Source organism: Microbacterium sp. CR_7 (assembly GCF_041954755.1).
Classification (GTDB): Bacteria; Actinomycetota; Actinomycetes; order Actinomycetales; family Microbacteriaceae; genus Microbacterium.
In genome coordinates this window covers 598817-618691 of the sequence record NZ_JAVAYF010000001.1, presented here as the reverse complement: position 1 = coordinate 618691, position 19875 = coordinate 598817, and the positions used below count along the sequence as shown (strand labels likewise).

The 19875-nt window shown below is 70.0% G+C and carries 18 protein-coding genes; all 18 read left to right on the top strand.

Annotation, left to right across the window (positions count from 1 at the left end; all coding sequences use genetic code 11):
• The first annotated feature begins 48 nt into the window (after positions 1 to 48).
• Positions 49 to 306: a DNA-directed RNA polymerase subunit omega gene (gene rpoZ / locus RAC81_RS02985; RefSeq protein ID WP_045258544.1), complete on the top strand. Its 258-nt coding sequence runs from the start codon at positions 49 to 51 to the stop codon at positions 304 to 306.
• 92 nt (positions 307 to 398) lie between these two features.
• Positions 399 to 1592, top strand: a complete 1194-nt coding sequence (metK, locus tag RAC81_RS02980; RefSeq protein WP_375080930.1) for a methionine adenosyltransferase — start codon at positions 399 to 401, stop codon at positions 1590 to 1592.
• Positions 1593 to 1599: 7 nt separating this feature from the next.
• Positions 1600 to 3558 carry a primosomal protein N' gene (locus RAC81_RS02975; protein WP_375080929.1) on the top strand — a complete coding sequence of 653 codons (1959 nt, stop codon included), beginning with the start codon at positions 1600 to 1602 and terminating at the stop codon, positions 3556 to 3558.
• A gap of 55 nt (positions 3559 to 3613) precedes the next feature.
• Entirely contained in the window at positions 3614 to 4531 is a 918-nt protein-coding gene (gene fmt / locus RAC81_RS02970; protein WP_375080928.1) for a methionyl-tRNA formyltransferase, read from the top strand.
• Between the two features lie 128 nt (positions 4532 to 4659).
• Positions 4660 to 6045, top strand: a complete 1386-nt coding sequence (locus RAC81_RS02965; RefSeq protein ID WP_375080927.1) for an RsmB/NOP family class I SAM-dependent RNA methyltransferase — start codon at positions 4660 to 4662, stop codon at positions 6043 to 6045.
• A complete protein-coding gene (rpe, locus tag RAC81_RS02960; protein ID WP_375080926.1) occupies positions 6032 to 6712 on the top strand; it encodes a ribulose-phosphate 3-epimerase in 681 nt (226 codons plus the stop codon). Before RAC81_RS02965 ends, rpe begins: the two co-directional genes overlap by 14 nt.
• Positions 6709 to 6972, top strand: a complete 264-nt coding sequence (locus tag RAC81_RS02955; protein WP_096716093.1) for a phosphoribosyl-ATP diphosphatase — start codon at positions 6709 to 6711, stop codon at positions 6970 to 6972. Before rpe ends, RAC81_RS02955 begins: the two co-directional genes overlap by 4 nt.
• A gap of 38 nt (positions 6973 to 7010) precedes the next feature.
• Positions 7011 to 7853, top strand: a complete 843-nt coding sequence (gene hisG, locus RAC81_RS02950) for an ATP phosphoribosyltransferase (RefSeq protein ID WP_375080925.1) — start codon at positions 7011 to 7013, stop codon at positions 7851 to 7853.
• On the top strand, positions 7853 to 8614 hold the full coding sequence (gene hisF / locus RAC81_RS02945) for an imidazole glycerol phosphate synthase subunit HisF (protein ID WP_375080924.1): 762 nt from the start codon (positions 7853 to 7855) through the stop codon (positions 8612 to 8614). The genes hisG and hisF overlap by 1 nt, the downstream gene beginning before the upstream one ends.
• Complete coding sequence (gene hisI / locus RAC81_RS02940) at positions 8611 to 8970, top strand: phosphoribosyl-AMP cyclohydrolase (RefSeq protein WP_375080923.1); 360 nt, start codon at positions 8611 to 8613, stop codon at positions 8968 to 8970. Before hisF ends, hisI begins: the two co-directional genes overlap by 4 nt.
• Entirely contained in the window at positions 8967 to 9557 is a 591-nt protein-coding gene (locus tag RAC81_RS02935) for a Trp biosynthesis-associated membrane protein (protein WP_375080922.1), read from the top strand. The genes hisI and RAC81_RS02935 overlap by 4 nt, the downstream gene beginning before the upstream one ends.
• A gap of 47 nt (positions 9558 to 9604) precedes the next feature.
• Positions 9605 to 9850 carry an HGxxPAAW family protein gene (locus RAC81_RS02930; protein ID WP_375080921.1) on the top strand — a complete coding sequence of 82 codons (246 nt, stop codon included), beginning with the start codon at positions 9605 to 9607 and terminating at the stop codon, positions 9848 to 9850.
• Positions 9850 to 10623 carry an indole-3-glycerol phosphate synthase TrpC gene (gene trpC / locus RAC81_RS02925; protein ID WP_375080920.1) on the top strand — a complete coding sequence of 258 codons (774 nt, stop codon included), beginning with the start codon at positions 9850 to 9852 and terminating at the stop codon, positions 10621 to 10623. Before RAC81_RS02930 ends, trpC begins: the two co-directional genes overlap by 1 nt.
• The gene (gene trpB, locus RAC81_RS02920; RefSeq protein WP_375080919.1) at positions 10623 to 11891 is read left to right on the top strand and encodes a tryptophan synthase subunit beta; all 1269 of its coding nucleotides are present in this window, start codon (positions 10623 to 10625) and stop codon (positions 11889 to 11891) included. The genes trpC and trpB overlap by 1 nt, the downstream gene beginning before the upstream one ends.
• Positions 11888 to 12691 carry a tryptophan synthase subunit alpha gene (gene trpA, locus RAC81_RS02915; protein ID WP_375080918.1) on the top strand — a complete coding sequence of 268 codons (804 nt, stop codon included), beginning with the start codon at positions 11888 to 11890 and terminating at the stop codon, positions 12689 to 12691. Before trpB ends, trpA begins: the two co-directional genes overlap by 4 nt.
• A 10-nt stretch (positions 12692 to 12701) precedes the next feature.
• A complete protein-coding gene (gene lgt, locus RAC81_RS02910) occupies positions 12702 to 13730 on the top strand; it encodes a prolipoprotein diacylglyceryl transferase (RefSeq protein ID WP_375080917.1) in 1029 nt (342 codons plus the stop codon).
• 135 nt (positions 13731 to 13865) lie between these two features.
• Positions 13866 to 18389, top strand: coding sequence for a glutamate synthase large subunit (gltB, locus tag RAC81_RS02905; RefSeq protein ID WP_375080995.1), 4524 nt, complete (start codon positions 13866 to 13868; stop codon positions 18387 to 18389).
• Complete coding sequence (locus tag RAC81_RS02900; protein WP_375080916.1) at positions 18382 to 19848, top strand: glutamate synthase subunit beta; 1467 nt, start codon at positions 18382 to 18384, stop codon at positions 19846 to 19848. Before gltB ends, RAC81_RS02900 begins: the two co-directional genes overlap by 8 nt.
• Positions 19849 to 19875: the final 27 nt, after the last annotated feature.

The following is a 19875-nucleotide window of genomic DNA, read 5'->3' as shown; positions in this document are numbered from 1 at the left end:
CATTGCGCCGTCTTCGCGACGAACCCGTCGCCTGATCAGGAGGTCACCATGGCCGGACACCACAACAAGGGCATCATCGATCCCCCCATCGACAACCTTCTCGACCGAGTGGACTCCAAGTACGAGCTCGTCATTTACGCGGCGAAGCGCGCGCGCCAGATCAACGACTACTACTCGGACCTGCACGAGGGCAACCTCTTCGACAACGTCGGCCCGCTCGTGGACTCCTCTGTCGAGGACAAGCCGCTGACCATCGCTCTGCACGAGATCAACGAGGACAAGCTCCGCCTGCGTCACGCAGAGTGACCTCCTGTGACCGCGCCGCCGGCTGATGTCGGCGGCGCGGTTCAGAATGGGGTCCGACCCCTTCATCCGATCGATCCCGTTCTGGAGCACCGATGAGCGCGCTGCGTCTGTTCACGTCCGAGTCCGTCACCGAAGGGCACCCGGACAAGATCTGCGACCAGATCTCGGACAGCATCCTCGACGGGCTCCTGGCGAAGGATGCGGGGTCCCGTGTCGCGGTCGAGACCCTCGTGACGACCGGACTCGTGCACGTCGCCGGGGAGATCCGCACCGACGCCTACGTCGACATCCCCACGATCGTGCGCCAGGTCGTGAACGGGATCGGCTACACCTCGAGCGACACCGGCTTCGACGGTGACTCGTGCGGTGTCAGTGTCTCGGTGGGGGAGCAGTCCTCCGACATCGCGCACGGCGTCGACAACGCGCAGGAGCACCGTGACGGCTCGTCGATCGATCCGCTCGACGGACTCGGAGCCGGCGACCAGGGCATCATGTTCGGCTTCGCGACCAACGAGACGCCGCAGCTGATGCCGATGGCGGCGTGGACCGCGCATCGCATCGCCGAACGGCTCACCGAGGTCCGCCGGTCGGGAGTCCTGCCCTTCCTGCGCCCGGACGGCAAGACGCAGGTGACCCTCGGCTATGACGGCTTCACGCCGAAGACCGTCGACGCGGTCGTCCTCTCGACGCAGCACAACCCCGACATCTCCCAGGAGGAGCTGCAGGCTCAGGTGCGCGAGCACGTCATCGACCCGGTTCTCGCCACCACGGGTCTCGACCTCGACGACATCACCTACTACATCAACCCGGCCGGTCCCTTCGTCACGGGCGGTCCCAAGGGAGACGCCGGGCTCACCGGGCGCAAGATCATCATCGACACCTACGGCGGCGCCGCGCGTCACGGCGGCGGAGCGTTCAGCGGCAAGGACCCCTCCAAGGTCGACCGTTCGGGCGCCTACGCCACGCGCTGGGTGGCGAAGAACGCCGTCGCCGCCGGTCTCGCCGACCGCCTGGAGGTGCAGGTCGCGTATGCGATCGGTGTCGCGCGCCCCGTCGGTCTCTACGTCGAGACGTTCGGCACCGGCAAGGTCTCGGACGAGGCGATCACGCGGGCGATCCTCGACGTCTTCGACCTGCGGCCGCAGGCCATCATCGAGCAGCTCGACCTGCTGCGCCCCATCTACGCGCAGACCGCCGCTTACGGGCACTTCGGACGTGAGCTCCCCGACTTCACCTGGGAGCGGACGGATCGCGCCGAGGAGCTGCGGCGGGCAGCCGGCCTCTGAGCGCGCGATGGTGACGCAGAGCCGGCGTATCGCGCGCGTGCTCCTCGACTCGCCGCTGCCGCAGCTCGACCGACTGTTCGACTACGCGATACCCGACGAGCTCGGCGAGGTCGGCACGGGGGTCCGCGTGCGGGTGCCTCTGCGCACAGCGGGGCGCGTGGTCGACGCCTACGTCGTCGAGCTCGACGTCGAGAACGACGCCGATCGGCCGCTGTCGGAGGTCGAGAGCGTCGTCTCCCCGGTGGCGGTGCTGCCGGATCGCCTCTACCGCCTGGCTCGACGTACGGCCGACCGCGCTGCGGGATCGGCCTCCGACATCCTCCGCCTCGTGATCCCCAAGCGCCAGGTGCGGGTCGAGAAGGCGTGGACCAACGACGCGCCTGCGGTCAAACCATCGGATGCCGCGCGCGAGGCGACTCGGGGAGTCATCGACGCCTACGACGGCCTCGATGCCGTGCTGGAGCAGCACGGGCGCGCGGCGGTCGAGGCGATCCCGCAGCAGCGCGAGGAGGAGCAGGGCTGGGCATCGCTGCTCGCGGCGGCCGCCACGACCGTGCTCGACGGCGGCGCCTCCAGCATCCTGATCGTGCCCGACCATCGCGATCTCGATCGCCTGCTCGCAGCCCTCGCGAGCGTCGCGCCGGAGGGCACCGTCGTCCGCTACGACTCCCGACAGACGAATCCCGACCGCTATCGCGCCTTCCTCCGCTCACTCGAAGAGTCCCCGTGCATCGTCGTCGGCAACCGCTCAGCCGTCTACGCACCGGTGCAGGCCGGCCTGGTGGCGATCTGGGACGACGGCGACCCGCTCCTCGGCGAGCCGCTGGCCCCGTACGTGAACGCACGGGACGCGGCGCTGCTCCGGCAGGAGCAGGAGGGTTCAGCGCTGCTGTTCGTCGGCCACACGCGCACCACGGACGTCGAGCGCCTCGTGGCGCGAGGGTGGCTGCAGGACGTCCGTGCCCGCAGGCGGGTCCTGCCTCGAGTGATCCTCAGCACTCCGCAGGAGATGGAGGCGCCCACCGCCCAGCGCATGCCGTCCTCGGCGTTCCTGTCGGCGCGCAACGCGGCGGCCGAGGGGCCCGTGCTCGTGCAGGTGTCGCGTCCAGGATTCGCCCCGTCCCTCGTCTGCGCGGAATGCCGGGCGCCCGCTCGCTGCGCCCACTGCGGGGGACCGCTCGGGGCGAAGCATCGGGGTGCCGTGCCGGTCTGCGGCTGGTGCGGTCGCGGCGCGCGGGCCTGGAGCTGCCCGGTGTGCTCCTCGACGAAGCTGCGGCTCGCCTCGTCGGGCAGCGAGCGCACCGCCGACGAGCTCGGTCGGGCGTTCCCCGGCATCCGTGTCATCGTCGCCGACAGTGCGCACCCCGTGGAGCGGGTCGCCGACAAGCCCGCTCTCGTCGTGGCGACGCGAGGAGCCGAGCCGATCGCGGAGGGCGGATACCGGGCGGTGGTGCTGCTCGACGGTCCGCGGATGCTGCAGGCTCCGGATCTCCGTATCGGCGAGGCCTGCCTGCGCTGGTGGTCGAACGCCGCCGCCCTCGCGGCCTCCGGCGCGCCCATCCATCTCGTGGGGGTCGACGGGGCCGTGGCTCGTGCCCTCGCGACGTGGAACCAGGCGGGCTACGCTCGCGCAGAACTCTCCGAACGGGCGCCGCTGCACATGCCCCCTGCTGCACGAGTCGCGCTCGTCGAGGGGTCGTCTGCGGCAGTGGGGCGGGCGCTGAGCGGTCTCCGCGAGCTCTCGTTGCCCGCGGATGCGGTCCTCGGCCCCGTTCCGGTGGAGTCCGACGACGTTCCGCCCCGGGTTCGAGCCCTGGTGCGCTTCGACTACGGCGCGGGAAGCCGCGTCGCGACGACGCTGCGCGCCGCGGTGGTCGCCGAGGCCGTCGCAGCGCGGCGCGGCAAGGGGCGCTCTTCTCGGAGCACACTCTCGGTCCGCCTCGATATCCTCGATCCGGAGCTCTGAACGGTTCCGACCGTTCCGACCCCCGTTCCGCCCGCCTTCCCTCCGGAGCACCTTGATGCGTCTCGTCTTTGCCGGCACACCGTCGGCCGCCGTACCCACCCTCCGGCGCCTCGCCGCCGAGCATGAGGTCCTGGCGGTCGTCACGCGGCCCGACGCGCCTCTCGGCCGCAAACGCGTGCTGATGCCGTCCCCCGTCGCTGAGACCGCCGTGGAGCTCGGCCTGCCGGTGATCAAGGCGGCGCGGCTCGATGACGAGGTCACTCGACGCATCGCCGCGCTGGAGCCCGAGCTCGGCGTCATCGTCGCCTACGGCGGACTCGTGCGCGAGCAGCTGCTGTCGACACCCGATCGCGGATGGATCAACCTCCATTTCTCGCTGTTGCCGCGGTGGCGCGGCGCGGCCCCGGTACAGCGAGCGCTCATCGCCGGCGACGAGACCCTGGGCGCCAGCGTGTTCCAGCTCGTGCCGGAACTCGACGCCGGCGACGTCTTCGCCGTGCGCGAGGCGGACATCCCGCGCGACGCGACGGCGGATGCAGTGCTCGAGGCGCTCGCGGTCTTCGGCGCCGATCTCACGTCCGAGGTGGTGTCGGGCATCGACGCGGGGACTCTGCACGCCGAACCGCAGACGGGGGATCCCACCCTGGCTCCCAAGCTCACGCTGGACGATGGCGCTCTGGACTGGTCGCAGTCGGTGTCGCAGGTGTTCGCGCGCTTCCGCGGCGTGACCCCTGAGCCCGGCGCGCACACCACCGTGGGGGGGCAGCGGGTGAAGATCCTCGCGGCGGCCCCGTCCGACGGCGCGGATCTCGCGCCCGGGGAGCTCGCCGCGACGAAGACCGCGCTGCTCATCGGCACCGCGGATGCCCCGTTGGCCGTGACGCGTCTGCAGCCGGCCGGCAAAGGGGCCATGAACGCCACCGACTGGTGGCGCGGGCTTCGCGACACCGACGGTTTGCGAGCGGGCGCGTGAGCGCGCGGGACGGGGATCGTCGCTCGAGCGGTCAGCGGGACGGTTCGCACGGCAACCAGCGGCGACCGTCCGAGCGGCGCACTGCCGGAGGTCGAGGACCGCAGCGCACGGTGCAGCCCGCCCGCCGCGTGGCATACGACGTCCTGCGTGCGGTGTCCGAGTCGGACGCGTACGCGAACCTCCTGCTGCCCTCGGCGATCGCTGACGCCGGTCTGACACCGCAGGACGCCGCCCTGGCCACCGAGCTCGCCTACGGCACACTCCGTCGAAGGGGCACCTACGACGCCATCATCCGTGCCGCCGCGAACCGCCCGGTCGACGAGATCGACCCGGCAGTCCTCGATGCACTGCGGCTCGCCACGCACCAGCTGCTCGCGACGCGTGTCGCCTCGCACGCCGCCGTCAACGAGTCGGTCAACCTCATCGCATCGGCCCAGGGACGCGGCGCCGCGGGTTTCGCGAACGCCGTGCTGCGCCGCATCGCCCGCGGGACGCCGGGGGAGTGGCAGACGCGCATCGAGGACGCGGCGCGGTCCGACGACGAGCGGCTCGCGCTGCGCACCGCGCACCCCGTGTGGGTCATCCGCGCGCTGCGACGTGCCCTCGCCGCAGAAGGCCGGGCCGATGAGCTCGACGCGTTGCTCGACGCCGACAACGCTTCGCCCGAAGTGACCCTCGTCGCGCTGCCCGGTCTCGCGGAGCCGGGCGAGCCGCGACGGCCGTACGCGCCAACGGCCTACGGTTCTCCCGGAGGAGACCCGCATCGGGTGCTCACCGAGTCCCGCGGCACGGTGCGCGTGCAGGACGAGGGTTCGCAGCTCGTCGCTCTCGCGCTGGCCGAGGCTGCTCCTATCCGTCCCGAGGAGCGGTGGCTCGACCTGTGCGCCGGCCCTGGCGGGAAGACGGCGCTCCTCGCGGCTGTGGCTCGCGAGCACGGCGTCACGGTGGAGGCCAACGAGGTCGTGCCCGCCCGCGCCGGCCTCGTCCGCAACGCGCTGCGATCCGTCCCCGGAGACGTCGTCGTGCACGAGGAGGACGGACGCGTGTTCGCCGCCGAGCACCCGGCGACGTTCGACCGCATCCTCGTCGACGCGCCGTGCACGGGCCTCGGCGCGCTCCGTCGCCGCCCGGAAGCGCGATGGCGGAAGACACCGGCGGACGTCGCAGATCTCGTCCCGCTGCAGGTCGAGCTGCTGACCGCGGCGCTCGACGCGCTCGCGCCAGGCGGGATCGTCGCGTACGTCACGTGCTCGCCCCACCTCGCCGAGACCACGGGGGTCGTGCAGGAGGTCCTGCGGGCACGCGCCGACATCGCCGAGCTCGATGCCCGGTCTGTGGTCTCGCGCGTCGCTCGATCGCCGATCGACCTCGGCTCGGACGGCTCAGGCCGGGTGCAGCTGTGGCCGCACCGTCACGGCACGGACGCCATGTTCCTCGCGCTGCTGCAGCGCACCGACTCGGACGCACGCGGCGACTCGGCCGCAGAAGGAGACGACACCCGTGGAACTGCCTGACGCCCCTCGCATCAACCCCAGCATCCTCGCCGCGGACTTCGTGAACATGCAGCGCGATCTCGCGAAGATCGCGGCGGCCGACTTCGCCCATGTCGACGTGATGGACAACCACTTCGTGCCGAACCTCACCTTCGGTCCGCAGATGGTCGAGCGCATCCAGGCGACGAGCCCGATCCCGCTCGACGTGCACCTCATGATCACCGACCCGGACCGCTGGGCGCCCGGGTACGCCGAACTCGGAGTCGCGAGCGTGACCTTCCACCTCGAGGCCGCGGCCGACCCGATCTCTCTCGCGCGCCAGCTGCGAGGCATCGGGGCGAGGGCGGGAGTCGCCATCAAGCCCGACACGCCGGCCGACGGCCTGTACTCCGTGCTCGACGAGTTCGATCAGATCCTCGTCATGACGGTCGAGCCCGGATTCGGCGGTCAGGGATTCATGGCCGAGACCATGCCGAAGCTGCGGGCGCTGGCGGACGAGGCGAAGCGACGCGGCTCCACCGTGTGGCTGCAGGTCGACGGCGGCATCTCCGACGCGACGATCGAACAGGCGGCCGCCGCTGGTGCCGACACGTTCGTGGCAGGGTCGGCGATCTACGGCGCGGATGACGTGGAGGCCGCCGTCACCCGGCTCAGGGACCGCGCGCGAGCCGCTAGCCTGGAATCGTGAAGACTTTCGACGAGCTGTTCGCTGAGCTCAGCCACAAGGCGGAGACCCGCCCCGAGGGATCGGGCACGGTCGCGGAGCTCGACGGCGGCGTGCACACGATCGGCAAGAAGATCGTCGAGGAGGCCGCCGAGGTCTGGATGGCGTCGGAGTACGAGTCCGACGAGGCCGCAGCGGAGGAGATCTCGCAGCTGCTCTACCACGTGCAGGTGATGATGATCGCGAAGGGCCTGAGCCTGCAGGACGTCTACCGACATCTGTGATGCGCCCCGTCCCCTCCACTCCGAACTGAAGGCCGTTCATGCTGCGCATCGCCGTTCCCAACAAGGGGTCTCTGTCCGAGACCGCCGCCGAGATGCTCGCGGAGGCCGGCTACGCCGGCCGCCGCGACACCAAGACCCTGCACGTCGTCGACGTCGAGAACGACGTCGAGTTCTTCTTCCTCCGCCCCAAGGACATCGCGACGTACGTCGGCTCCGGCGCGATCGACGTGGGGATCACCGGGCGTGACCTGCTCCTCGATGCCCGCATGCCGGGCGCTCGCGAGATCGAGGCCCTGGGTTTCGCCGCATCCACGTTCCGGTTCGCTGCGCCGTCGGGACGCTACACCGACGTGTCGCAGCTCGACGGACTGCGCATCGCCACGTCGTACCCGGGTCTCGTCGACTCGTTCCTCGACGAGCGGGGCATCGCGGTCGATCTCGTGCCGCTCGACGGCGCGGTGGAGTCCGCGGTGCAGCTCGGGGTGGCTGACGCCGTCGCCGACGTGGTGGAGACCGGCACGACGCTCCGTCAGGCGGGCCTCGACGTCTTCGGACCGGTGATCCTCGAATCGGAGGCCGTGCTGATCGCCGGTCCTCACGACGCCGAGGGATCCGAGACTCTGCTGCGCCGTCTCCGCGGCGTCATGGTCGCCCGACGCTTCGTGATGATCGACTACGACCTGCCCGTGGCTCTCCTCGACGACGCCGTGAAGGTCGCCGGCGGCATCGAGTCGCCGACCGTGTCTCCGCTGCGCGACCCGGAGTGGGTCGCGGTGCGCGTCATGGTCGCGCGGTCTCGGGTCAACCCCGTCATGGATGAGCTGTACGCGCTGGGTGCACGGGCGATCCTCGTGACCGCGATCCACAACGCGAGGCTCTGATGACGCTCGCGAGCCGGGTCATCCCGTGCCTCGACGTCGCGGCCGGCCGTGTCGTCAAGGGCGTGAACTTCGAGAACCTCCGCGACATGGGCGACCCCGTCGAGCTGGCGCGGCACTATGCGGCCCAGGGCGCCGACGAGATCACTTTCCTCGACGTCACGGCCACGGTCGACGCTCGCGCGACGACGTACGACGTCGTCCAGAGGACGGCCGAGCAGGTCTTCGTGCCGCTGACGGTCGGCGGGGGAGTGCGCTCGGTCGATGACGTGGCGCGTCTGCTCGCGGTCGGCGCCGACAAGGCGGGCGTCAACTCGGCGGCCATCGCGCGTCCGGACCTGATCGGCGAGATCGCCGACCGATTCGGCGCTCAGGTGCTGGTGCTGTCGCTCGACGTCAAGCGTGCTGATTCCACCCCGTCGGGCTTCGTCGTCACCACGCACGGCGGACGCACGCAGACGACCCTCGACGCTCTGGAGTGGGCACGCGAGGCGGCGGAGCGCGGCGCCGGCGAGCTGCTCGTGAACTCCATCGACGCCGACGGCACCCGCGACGGGTTCGACCTGGAACTCGTCGGCCTGATGCGCGAGGTGGCTACCGTCCCCGTGATCGCGTCGGGCGGCGCGGGTGCGGTCGAGCACTTCGCACCCGCCATCAAGGCCGGAGCGGATGCCGTGCTCGCCGCCAGCGTGTTCCACACCGGCGCGCTGACGGTGGGAGACGTCAAGGACGCGCTGCGCGCGGAAGGAGTGGTCGTCCGATGAGTTCGATCGAGGAGCGCATCTCCCAGGTCGTCTTCAACGACGACGGTCTCACGCCGGCGATCGTCCAGCAGTGGGACACAGGCGAGGTCCTGATGCTCGCCTGGATGGATGCCGAGGCGCTGCGCCGCACGCTCACCACCGGACGCGCCGTGTACTGGTCGCGCTCGCGCCGCGAATACTGGCGCAAGGGCGACACCTCCGGCAACATCCAGGTCGTGCGCGAGGCGCGGCTGGACTGCGACGGCGACGCCATCCTCCTGCGTGTCGACCAGACCGGTCCCGCGTGCCACACCGGCACCCGCACCTGCTTCGACACGACCGACCTCGAGGCGGTCGACGGGAGCGCGAGCGCATGAGCCTGGCTCGTCGCGGGCGCTCGATCGCGGTGCTCGGTTTCCTTCTCGCCGGGGCGATCGGCATCATCTCCTCGACCCAGACCTGGCTGACGGTGGAACGGGCGGACGCCGGCGAGGCGATCCTCGTCCCCGGGGCCTCCGCGTTGCCGCTCCTCGCGCCCCTGAGCCTCGCCGTGCTGGCTCTCGGACTCGCGATGTCGATCGTCGGCCCGGTGCTCCGGCTCGTGCTCGGAGTGCTCGGTGCGGCTTCCGCCGTCTTCCTCGGCTGGACGACACTGCAGCTGCTCGTCTCCGATCCGCTCTCGGCCGTCGGCCCGACCGTGACGGAGACGACCGGTCTCGCAGGCAGCGCGGCGATCGCCGACGTCGTCGTCGGCATCGATCGATCCGCGTGGCCGCCCATCGCTCTCGCCGGATGGATCGTGCTGCTCGCGGCATCCCTCGTGGTGCTCGTCACCTGGCGCCGCTGGAAGAGCGGCGGCCGCCGATTCCGCACCGATGCGCCGCACGCAGCCGAGACGGCGGGTCCTGTCGACGCGATCGATTCCTGGGACGACCTGTCGCGCGGAACCGATCCCACGCGCTGACCCCGATAGACTTGACCCGATCCCGCACGCCGTCCCCGGAGGAGAACATGACCAACCCGATCGCCGATCCCGGCCACGGACACTCGCCTGCCGCCTGGACGGCCGTGATCATCATGCTCTTCGGGTTCACCCTCGCGACGGTGGCGTTCTGCCTCGCCGAGTTCGCCGGATTCTGGGTGCCGCTGATCTACGTCGGTGCCGTGATCATCCCGATCGGTGCGCTGGTCGGCTGGCTGCTCGCCCGGGCCGGCTACGGCGTGAAGGGTCCCAAGTACTCGCCGAAGGGGCACTAGTGGTCCTCGCCGACCTCACGGCCGGCGCTGTCGCAGACGCCGAGCGTCGCGCACTCACCCGGCCGCTGGCTGATGTCGAGCGCGTCGCTCTCGCGCGCCCTGCGGCGAAGGATGCGCTGTCGTTCCTCGCGCCGGCGGAGCGCGTGAAGATCATCGCCGAGGTCAAGCGCGCGAGTCCGTCTCGCGGCGCCCTCGCCGAGATCCCCGACCCGGCTCTGCAGGCCTCGCTGTACGAACTCGGCGGAGCGTCCGCGATCAGCGTGCTGACCGAGGAGCGACGGTTCGGCGGGAGTCTCGCCGATCTGGAGGCCGTGACCGCCCGCGTCGCCCTGCCGGTGCTGCGCAAGGATTTCATCGCGACCCGCTACCAGGTGCTCGAGGCCCGGGCGGCCGGTGCCGACCTCGTGCTGCTCATCGTGGCCGGCCTCGAGCCCGCCGTGCTCCGCGAGCTCTACGACTTCGTGCTCGAGCTCGGCATGACCCCGCTGGTCGAGACCCACTCGGCCGACGAGCTCGAGGTCGCGATCGATCTCGGCGCGTCCCTCATCGGCGTCAACGCCCGTGATCTGACGACCCTCGAGCTCGACCGCGACCTCTTCGGTCGCCTGGTCGAGCGCATCCCCGACTCCGCGGTGAAGATTGCCGAGTCGGCGGTGCTGACCCCCGCCGACGTCACGCACTACCGCTCCGCGGGCGCGGACGTCGTCCTGATCGGTGAGGCCCTCGTGACGGGCGACCCGATCGCCACTCTCAAGAGCTTCCTGGAGGCGTGATGAGCCTGCGTGACCAGCACGGCCCGCTGTTCGGCGACTACGGCGGGCGGTACATGCCCGAATCGCTGATCGCGGCCATCGACGAGCTGACCGTCGCCTACGACGAGGCGATCGCCGACCCCGGGTTCCGGGCGGAGCTGGCCTCTCTGCTGAGCTCGTACGCCGGCCGCCCGTCGCCCCTCACCGAGGTGGCGCGCTTCGCGGGGCACGCGGGCGGAGCGCGGGTGTTCCTCAAGCGCGAAGACCTCAACCACACCGGTTCGCACAAGATCAACAACGTGCTCGGTCAGGCCCTGCTCACGAAGCGCCTCGGCAAGAGCCGCGTCATCGCCGAGACCGGCGCCGGCCAGCACGGCGTCGCCACCGCGACCGCCGCGGCTCTGTTCGGCCTCGACTGCACGATCTACATGGGCGAGGTCGACACCGAGCGCCAGGCGCTCAACGTCGCTCGCATGCGCCTGCTCGGCGCGGAGGTCGTGCCGGTGCGGTCCGGATCGCGCACGCTCAAGGATGCGATCAACGACGCGTATCGCGACTGGGTGGCGTCGGTCGAGACGACCAACTACATCTTCGGCACGGCGGCGGGCCCGCATCCGTTCCCGGCGATGGTGCGCGACTTCCAGAAGATCATCGGCGAAGAGGCCAGGCAGCAGCTTCTCGATGTGACGGGTCGTCTTCCGGATGCCGTGATCGCCTGCGTCGGCGGGGGATCCAACGCGATCGGCATGTTCGATGCGTTCCTCGACGACGCCGAGGTGAAGCTCTACGGAGTGGAGGCGGCCGGCGACGGCGTCGACACCCCGAAGCACGCCGCATCCATCGAGCGGGGTCGCCCCGGCATCCTGCACGGCGCCAAGACCTACGTGCTGCAGGACGAGGACGGTCAGACCGTCGAGTCGCACTCGATCTCGGCGGGCCTCGACTATCCGGGTGTCGGTCCCGAGCACGCGTGGCTCGCCGACATCGGTCGGGCGGAGTACATCCCGGCGACCGACGACGAGGCGATGCAGGCGCTGCGCCTGCTCAGCCGCACCGAGGGGATCATCCCTGCCATCGAGTCCGCTCATGCTCTCGCCGGCGCGCTGCGACTCGGGCGGGAGATGGGGCCGGATGCCGTGCTCGCCGTCTGCCTGTCCGGGCGCGGAGACAAGGACATGGACACGGCCGCGCGCTATTTCGACCTGTACGACCGCGCGGCTCTCGAGCACGACGTCGAGCAGGAGAGCGCCGAGGAGGCCGCAGCGTCGAAGGGGGAGCCCGAACTATGAGCCGGGTGGAACAGGCCATCGAGGCAGCGCACGCAGCCGGGCGAAGCGCCTTCGTCGGTTACCTTCCCGCCGGCTTCCCCGATCTCGAGACGAGCATCCAGGCGGCGATCACCCTCGCGGAGAACGGCGTCGACATCATCGAGCTCGGCCCGCCTTACAGCGATCCGGTCATGGACGGCGCCGTCATCCAGGAGGCAACGACCGCGGCGCTCGCGAACGGCTTCAAGATGAAGGACCTCTTCGCGGCGGTGCGGGCGATCACCGAGGCGACCGATGTCCCCGTGCTCGTGATGACGTACTGGAACCCGGTGTTCCAGTACGGCGTCGACCGCTACGCCGACGACCTGCTCGCAGCCGGCGGCGCTGGTCTCATCACGCCCGACATCACGCCGGACGTCGCGGGGGAGTGGATCGCGGCGAGCGAGCGCACCGGCCTCGACCGTGTCTTCCTCGCCGCCCCGACCTCGTCCGACGAGCGGTTGTCGCTCGTCGTCGAATCGTCGACCGGCTTCGTCTACACCGTGTCGACCATGGGCATCACGGGTGAGCGGGCCGAGCTCGACCGGGCGGCGCGCACGCTGGTCGGCCGTCTGCGCGCGGCCGGTTCCGCTCGGGCCTGCGTCGGCATCGGCATCTCCACCGCCGAGCAGATCGCCGGCGTCTCGGAGTACGCCGACGGCGCGATCGTCGGCACCGCACTCGTCCGAGCCCTCCGCGACGGTGGGATTCCCGCCCTCGCCGAGGTCACCCGCACCCTGGCCGCCGGGACCGCATCCGCGCGGCCCGTACACGAGAACTAGAATCGCACTCATGTCCCACGCGCTCCACAGCACCTTCAGCGGCGTGCTCGCCAGCATCCCCAGTCCGCCCGTCTCGTATTTCGACATCGGACCGCTGCGCATCCACTTCTACGCGCTGTGCATCATCGCCGGCATCATCGCGGCCGTGCTGCTCACGAACCGCCGCCTGACGCGGCGCGGAGCGGAGCCGTGGGTCGTCATCGACATCTCCATCCTCGCCGTGCCGCTCGCGATCATCGGCGCACGCATCTTCCACGTGCTCACCCACCCCGGGTTCTACTTCGGCGAGGGCAAGAACACCTGGAACCCGTTCGAGCCGGGCTCGGTGTGGGCGATCTGGGAGGGGGGCATCGCGATCTTCGGCGCCCTCATCGGCGGCGCGATCGGCGCCTACCTCGGATGCCGCTGGACCGGCATCCGCTTCTGGACGTTCGCCGACGCCCTCGCACCCGGCCTCCTGCTCGCCCAGGCCATGGGTCGCTTCGGCAACTGGTTCAACCACGAGCTGTTCGGTCTGCCGACCGATCTTCCGTGGGGGCTCGAGATCGAGTCGGACAACTCGGCCTTCCCCCCTGGCCTGCCCGAGGGGACACTGTTCCACCCGACGTTCCTCTACGAGGTCATCTGGAACCTGCTCGGCGTCGCCGTCCTCCTCTGGCTGAGCCGCAAGGCCACGAGCCTGCAGTGGGGCCGCCTGTTCGCCATCTACCTGATCTGGTACAGCGCCGGTCGAGTGGTGTGGGAGTCCATCCGCATCGATCCGAGCGAGATCATCCTCGGCCTGCGCAGCAACGTCTGGGCGGCGATCATCGGCATCGTCGTGGGCGTCGCGATCCTCGTCGTGCAGTCTCGTCGTCACCTCGGTCTGGAGCCCTCGCCGTACCAGCCGGGTCGCGGGCGGAAGGATCTGGACGCTGATGTAGACTCGCAGGACAATCCCTCCGACTTCGTGGACCTGAGTGAGCCTCCGTCCGAAGAAGTCGCCGCAGGAGCCAGCGCCACAAGCACCGCTCCCACGGACACGGCAGGCGCCCGATAGCCGACCGGTCCGTGCGGACCCCATCGCATCAGCCCGGCCAATGACGTCCCCGGGTCATCCGTAGATCTGAGGACGGTTCAGGTGTATTTTCAGCCTCCCCATGGCGCCTCCGGCGCCTACCCCCCGAAGCAGGGCATGTACAACCCCGCGTTCGAGAAGGACGCATGCGGCCTCGCCATGGTCGCGACCCTGCGCGGTGAGGCGGGTCACGACATCATCGCGCTCGCCCTCGAGGCGCTGCGCAACCTCGAGCACCGCGGCGCCATCGGCTCCGACGCCGGAACCGGAGACGGCGCCGGCATCCTGACCCAGATGCCCGACGCGTTCCTGCGCGCCGTGACCGACTTCGAGCTCCCGCCCATGGGGGAGTACGCGGCCGGTCTCGCCTTCCTTCCGCGCGACTCCAGCGTGCGTCGCGAGCAGAAGGCCGGTATCGAGCGGATCGCGCGGTCCGAAGGGCTGCGCGTGCTCGGCTGGCGCGAGGTCCCGACCGCCAACGAGCACCTGGGCAAGCTCGCCGACGAGGCGCGTCCGGCCTTCGAGCAGCTCTTCGTCAGCGCCGGGGGAGCGTCGCACTCCGACGCGCCGCTCACGGGCATCGCCCTCGACCGCGTCGCCTATCGTCTGCGCAAGCGCGCCGGTCACGAGCTCGGCGCCTACTTCGTCACCCTGTCGGCCCGCACGCTCGGGTACAAGGGCATGGTCACGACCCTGCAGCTCGAGCCGTTCTACCCCGATCTGCAGGATGAGCGGTTCATGTCGGAGCTCGCGGTCGTGCACTCCCGGTACTCGACGAACACCTTCCCGTCGTGGCCACTCGCACAGCCGCTGCGCATGCTCGCCCACAACGGCGAGATCAACACCGTCGGGGGCAACCGCAACTGGATGCGCGCACGGCAGTCGCAGCTCGAGTCCGAGCTGCTCGGTGACGTCGCGCCGCTGCTGCCCATCTGCACCGACGGCGCGAGCGACTCCGCCTCTTTCGACGAGGTGCTCGAGCTGCTGACCCTGACCGGCCGCAGCCTGCCGCACGCCATCATGATGATGGTGCCGGAGGCCTACGAGAAGCAGTCCGACATCTCGCCCGAGCTGCGCGCCTTCTACGAGTACCACTCGAACCAGATGGAGCCGTGGGACGGACCCGCCGCCCTCATCTTCACCGACGGCACGCTCGTCGGGGCGACCCTCGACCGCAACGGATTGCGACCGGGGCGCTGGACCGAGACGACCGACGGCCTCATCGTCATCGGCTCCGAGACCGGTGTGCTCACGTTCGAGCCCGAGCGCATCAAGCGCCGCGGACGCCTGCAGCCCGGAAAGATGTTCCTCGTCGACACCGCGCAGCAGCGCATCATCGAGGATGAGGAGATCAAGCACGACCTCGCCACGATGCATCCGTGGCAGGAATGGCTGGATGCCGGGGCCGTGCGCCTCGCCGACCTCCCGGAGCGCGAGCACATCGTGCACCCGCCGGCCTCGATCACCCGTCGCCAGCGCACCTTCGGCTACACGGAGGAGGAGGTCCGCATCCTGCTGACCCCCATGGGGCAGACCGGCGTCGAGCCGCTCGGCGCGATGGGATCCGACACCCCGATCGCGGTGCTGAGCAAGCGTCCGCGACTGCTCTTCGACTACTTCACGCAGCAGTTCGCGCAGGTGACGAATCCGCCGCTCGACTCGATCCGCGAAGAGGTCGTCACGAGCCTCAAGCTCGGTCTCGGCCCGGAGAGCAACCTGCTCAGCTGGGGCCCGGATCACACCCGCACCGTGTCACTCGACTTCCCGGTGATCGACAACGACGAGCTGGCGAAGATCCGTCACATCGACAAGGCGCTGCCCGATCGGTCGAGCGTGACGATCAAGGGTCTGTACCACTTCGACGTCGGATCGAACACGCTCGAGAAGCGCCTGACGGAGATGTGCGAGGAAGTCGACGAGGCGATCGCCAGCGGCGCGGAGTTCATCATCCTGTCCGACCGCGACTCGAACAAGGACCTCACCCCGATCCCGTCGCTCCTCATGGTCTCGGCGGTGCACCATCACCTCATCCGCCGAGAGAACCGCATGAAGGTCGGCCTGATCGTCGAAGCAGGCGACGTCCGCGAGGTCCACCACGTGGCGACCCTCATCGGCTACGGCGCCTCGGCGATCAACCCCTATCTCGCCATGGAGACGGTCGAGCACCTCGTGCGCACCGGGTACATCACCGGGATCAGCCCCGAGAAGGCCGTCAAGAACCTCATCTACGCGCTCGGCAAGGGCGTGCTGAAGATCATGTCGAAGATGGGCATCTCGACCGTGTCGTCGTACGCCGGCGCGCAGGTGTTCGAGGCCGTCGGCCTGAGCGAGGAGTTCATCGACAAGTACTTCACGCGCACCGAGTCGAAGCTCGGCGGAATCGGGATCGAGGAGATCTTCGCCGAGAACCAGGCGCGTCACGACTACGCCTATCCCGAGGATGCCGCTGCGCGCGCCCACGAGCGCCTCTGGAGCGGCGGCGAGTACCAGTGGCGTCGCGACGGCTCGCCGCACCTCTTCAACCCGGAGACGGTGTTCAAGCTGCAGCACTCCACGCGTGAGCGCCGATACGACATCTTCCGGCAGTACACGAAGCTCGTCGACGACCAGGCGGCCGAGCTGAAGACCCTGCGCGGTCTGTTCGCCCTGCGCACCGGCACCCGCAAGCCGGTGCCGATCGACGAGGTCGAACCCGTCTCGGCGATCGTCAAGCGCTTCTCGACCGGAGCGATGAGCTACGGCTCGATCTCCAAGGAGGCGCACGAGACGCTCGCGATCGCGATGAACCGCCTCGGCGGCAAGTCGAACACGGGGGAGGGCGGCGAAGACGTCGACCGGCTCATGGACCCCGAGCGCCGCAGCGCGATCAAGCAGGTCGCCTCCGGTCGCTTCGGCGTCACGAGCCTGTACCTCACCGAGGCCGACGACATCCAGATCAAGCTCGCTCAGGGCGCCAAGCCCGGTGAGGGCGGGCAGCTGCCCCCGCAGAAGGTGTACCCGTGGGTGGCTCGTACCCGCGGCGGCACCCCGGGCGTCGGGCTCATCTCACCGCCGCCGCACCACGACATCTACTCGATCGAGGACCTCAAGCAGCTCATCTTCGATCTGAAGAGGGCGAACCCCGAGGCGCGCATCCACACGAAGCTCGTCAGCCAGTCGGGCATCGGCGCGGTGTCGGCGGGTGTGGCGAAGGCGCTCAGCGACGTCATCCTCGTCTCCGGGCACGACGGAGGCACGGGCGCGAGCCCGATGAACTCGCTCAAGCACGCGGGGACTCCCTGGGAGCTCGGCCTGGCCGAGACGCAGCAGACGCTCATGCTGAACGGCATGCGCGATCGCGTGGTCGTACAGGTCGACGGGCAGCTCAAGACCGGTCGCGACGTCATCATCGGCGCCCTGCTCGGCGCCGAGGAGTTCGGCTTCGCGACGGCGCCGCTCGTCGTGAGCGGCTGCATCATGATGCGCGTCTGCCATCTCGACACCTGCCCCGTCGGCGTCGCGACGCAGAACCCGGTTCTGCGGGAGCGCTTCACGGGCAAGCCCGAGTTCGTCGTGAACTTCATGGAGTTCATCGCCGAGGAGGTGCGCGAGATCCTCGCCGAGCTGGGCTTCCGCTCGCTCGACGAGATCATCGGACGCGCCGAGCTGCTCGAGGTGGATGCCGCCGTGGAGCACTGGAAGGCCGAGGGTCTCGACCTCAGCCCCGTGCTGGAGGGGCCGGCATTCCCCGCGAGCGAGCCGCGCCGCAGCCGCCGTGCGCAGGACCACGAGCTCGACAAGCACTTCGACGTCCAGCTGATCGACATCGCCGGGCCGGCGCTGCTGAACGGCGAGCCCGTGATCGCGGAGCTCCCCATCGCGAACACCGAGCGCGCCGTCGGCACCATGCTCGGCCACCAGGTCACGTCCCGCCACGGTGCCGACGGGCTCCCGCGCGGAACCATCGACGTCACGCTGCACGGCACGGCAGGCCAGTCCCTCGGGGCGTTCCTGCCGTCCGGCATCGTGCTGCGTCTCGAGGGAGACGCGAACGACTACGTCGGCAAGGGTCTCTCCGGTGGCGACATCACGATCCGTCCGGCGCGGGGCTCGCAGATCGCCCCGCAGGAGAACGTCATCGCGGGCAACGTCATCGGCTACGGCGCCACCGCGGGAACCATGTTCCTGTCGGGCGTCGTCGGCGAGCGGTTCCTGGTGCGCAACTCCGGTGCCACGGCCGTCGTCGAGGGCGTGGGCGACCATGCGCTCGAGTACATGACGGGGGGCGTCGCGGTGATTCTCGGCACGACGGGCCGGAACCTCGGTGCGGGCATGTCCGGGGGAGTGGCGTACATCCGCTCGCTCGACACCGGCAAGATCAACGCGCAGTCCCTCAGCAGCGGCGAGCTGCTGCTCGAGCCTCTCGACCGGGCGGATCTCGAGGTCTTGCGCAGTCTGATCGCCGAGCACGTGGAGCGGACGGCATCGCCGCTCGGCTCCGACATCCTGGCGCGGTTCGACGAGGTCGCCGGCCAGTTCACGAAGGTGCTCCCGCGCGACTACGCCGCGGTGCGGAGCATGCGCGAGGAAGCAGTCGCCGAGGGCATCGACCCCGACGGCGACGTCGTCTGGAACCGGATCCTGGAGGTGACCGGTGGCTGATCCCAAGGGTTTTCTGAAGGTCACGGAGCGCGAGGTGCCCGCGCGGCGCCCCGTTCCCGTGCGCATCATGGACTGGAAAGAGGTCTATGAGGCGGGCGATCAGGCGGTGCTCAAGCGCCAGGCCGGCCGCTGCATGGACTGCGGCGTGCCGTTCTGCCACCAGGGGTGCCCGCTGGGCAACCTGATCCCCGAGTGGAACGATCTCACCTGGCGCGGCGAGGGTCGCGCGGCGATCGACCGCCTGCACGCCACGAACAACTTCCCGGAGTTCACGGGCCGTCTGTGCCCCGCTCCCTGTGAGAGCTCGTGCGTGCTGGGGATCAACCAGCCCGCGGTCACGATCAAGCAGATCGAGGTCTCGATCATCGACGAGGCGTTCGCGAAGGGCTGGGTCGAGCCGCAGCCGCCCGCACGCCTGACCGGCAAGACGGTCGCCGTGGTCGGCTCGGGACCCGCCGGTCTCGCCGCCGCGCAGCAGCTGACGCGCGCCGGCCACACGGTCGCGGTGTTCGAGCGCGACGACCGCATCGGCGGCCTGCTCCGCTACGGCATCCCCGACTTCAAGATGGAGAAGGGTCAGCTGGAGGCCCGTCTGCGTCAGATGCAGGAGGAGGGAACCCGCTTCCGTGCCGGCGTGGAGATCGGCAAGGACATCTCCTGGGCAGACCTGCGGGCGCGCTACGACGCGGTCGTCATCGCCACGGGCGCCACCGTTCCGCGCGACCTGGCCATCCCCGGCCGTGATCTCGACGGCGTGCACTTCGCGATGGAGTACCTCGTCGAGTCCAACCACGCGGTCGCGGGCGACAAGGTCCCCGAGCAGATCACCGCCGAGGGCAAGCACGTCATCGTCATCGGCGGCGGCGACACCGGAGCGGACTGCATCGGCACCGCCCACCGTCAGGGCGCTCTCAGCGTCACGAACCTCGCGATCGGCAAGCAGCCGGGCACCGAGCGTCCCGCGCACCAGCCCTGGCCGATGATGCCGACGGTCTTCGAGGTCTCGTCCGCGCACGAGGAGGGCGGTGAGCGCGTGTTCCTCGCCTCGACCGTCGAGTTCCTCGCGAACGAGGTCGGCGAAGTGCGCGCCCTGCGCGTGGCGGAGACCGAGTACATCGACGGACGCCGTGTGCCGAAGAGCGGCACCGAGCGCGAGATCCCGGCGGACCTGGTGCTCATCGCGATGGGCTTCACCGGCCCCGAGCAGGACGGCTTCACGGACGACACCCGTCCGCAGCTCACCGACCGCGGCGCTTTCCAGCGCGACAGCGGCTATGAGTCCAGCATCCCCGGTGTGTTCGTCGCGGGCGATGCGGGTCGAGGTCAGTCGCTCATCGTGTGGGCGATCGCCGAGGGGCGTGCCGCTGCCGCGAACGTCGATCGCTTCCTGATGGGAGAGACCGTGCTGCCCGAGCCGGTGGGCCCGCATCAAGTCGCGATCGGCCTCGCTCACGCGTAGGCTGAGCCAGGCACCGTCGCCCGATTT

What these genes read in the sequence shown, in the direction of transcription:
- rpoZ (WP_045258544.1), top strand. Translation starts at nt 49, where the DNA reads ATGGCCGGACACCACAACAAGGGCATCATCGATCCCCCCATCGACAAC.
- metK (WP_375080930.1), top strand. Translation starts at nt 399, where the DNA reads ATGAGCGCGCTGCGTCTGTTCACGTCCGAGTCCGTCACCGAAGGGCAC.
- RAC81_RS02975 (WP_375080929.1), top strand. Translation starts at nt 1,600, where the DNA reads ATGGTGACGCAGAGCCGGCGTATCGCGCGCGTGCTCCTCGACTCGCCG.
- fmt (WP_375080928.1), top strand. Translation starts at nt 3,614, where the DNA reads ATGCGTCTCGTCTTTGCCGGCACACCGTCGGCCGCCGTACCCACCCTC.
- hisG (WP_375080925.1), top strand. Translation starts at nt 7,011, where the DNA reads ATGCTGCGCATCGCCGTTCCCAACAAGGGGTCTCTGTCCGAGACCGCC.
- hisF (WP_375080924.1), top strand. Translation starts at nt 7,853, where the DNA reads ATGACGCTCGCGAGCCGGGTCATCCCGTGCCTCGACGTCGCGGCCGGC.
- hisI (WP_375080923.1), top strand. Translation starts at nt 8,611, where the DNA reads ATGAGTTCGATCGAGGAGCGCATCTCCCAGGTCGTCTTCAACGACGAC.
- RAC81_RS02935 (WP_375080922.1), top strand. Translation starts at nt 8,967, where the DNA reads ATGAGCCTGGCTCGTCGCGGGCGCTCGATCGCGGTGCTCGGTTTCCTT.
- RAC81_RS02930 (WP_375080921.1), top strand. Translation starts at nt 9,605, where the DNA reads ATGACCAACCCGATCGCCGATCCCGGCCACGGACACTCGCCTGCCGCC.
- trpB (WP_375080919.1), top strand. Translation starts at nt 10,623, where the DNA reads ATGAGCCTGCGTGACCAGCACGGCCCGCTGTTCGGCGACTACGGCGGG.
- trpA (WP_375080918.1), top strand. Translation starts at nt 11,888, where the DNA reads ATGAGCCGGGTGGAACAGGCCATCGAGGCAGCGCACGCAGCCGGGCGA.
- lgt (WP_375080917.1), top strand. Translation starts at nt 12,702, where the DNA reads ATGTCCCACGCGCTCCACAGCACCTTCAGCGGCGTGCTCGCCAGCATC.
- gltB (WP_375080995.1), top strand. Translation starts at nt 13,866, where the DNA reads ATGTACAACCCCGCGTTCGAGAAGGACGCATGCGGCCTCGCCATGGTC.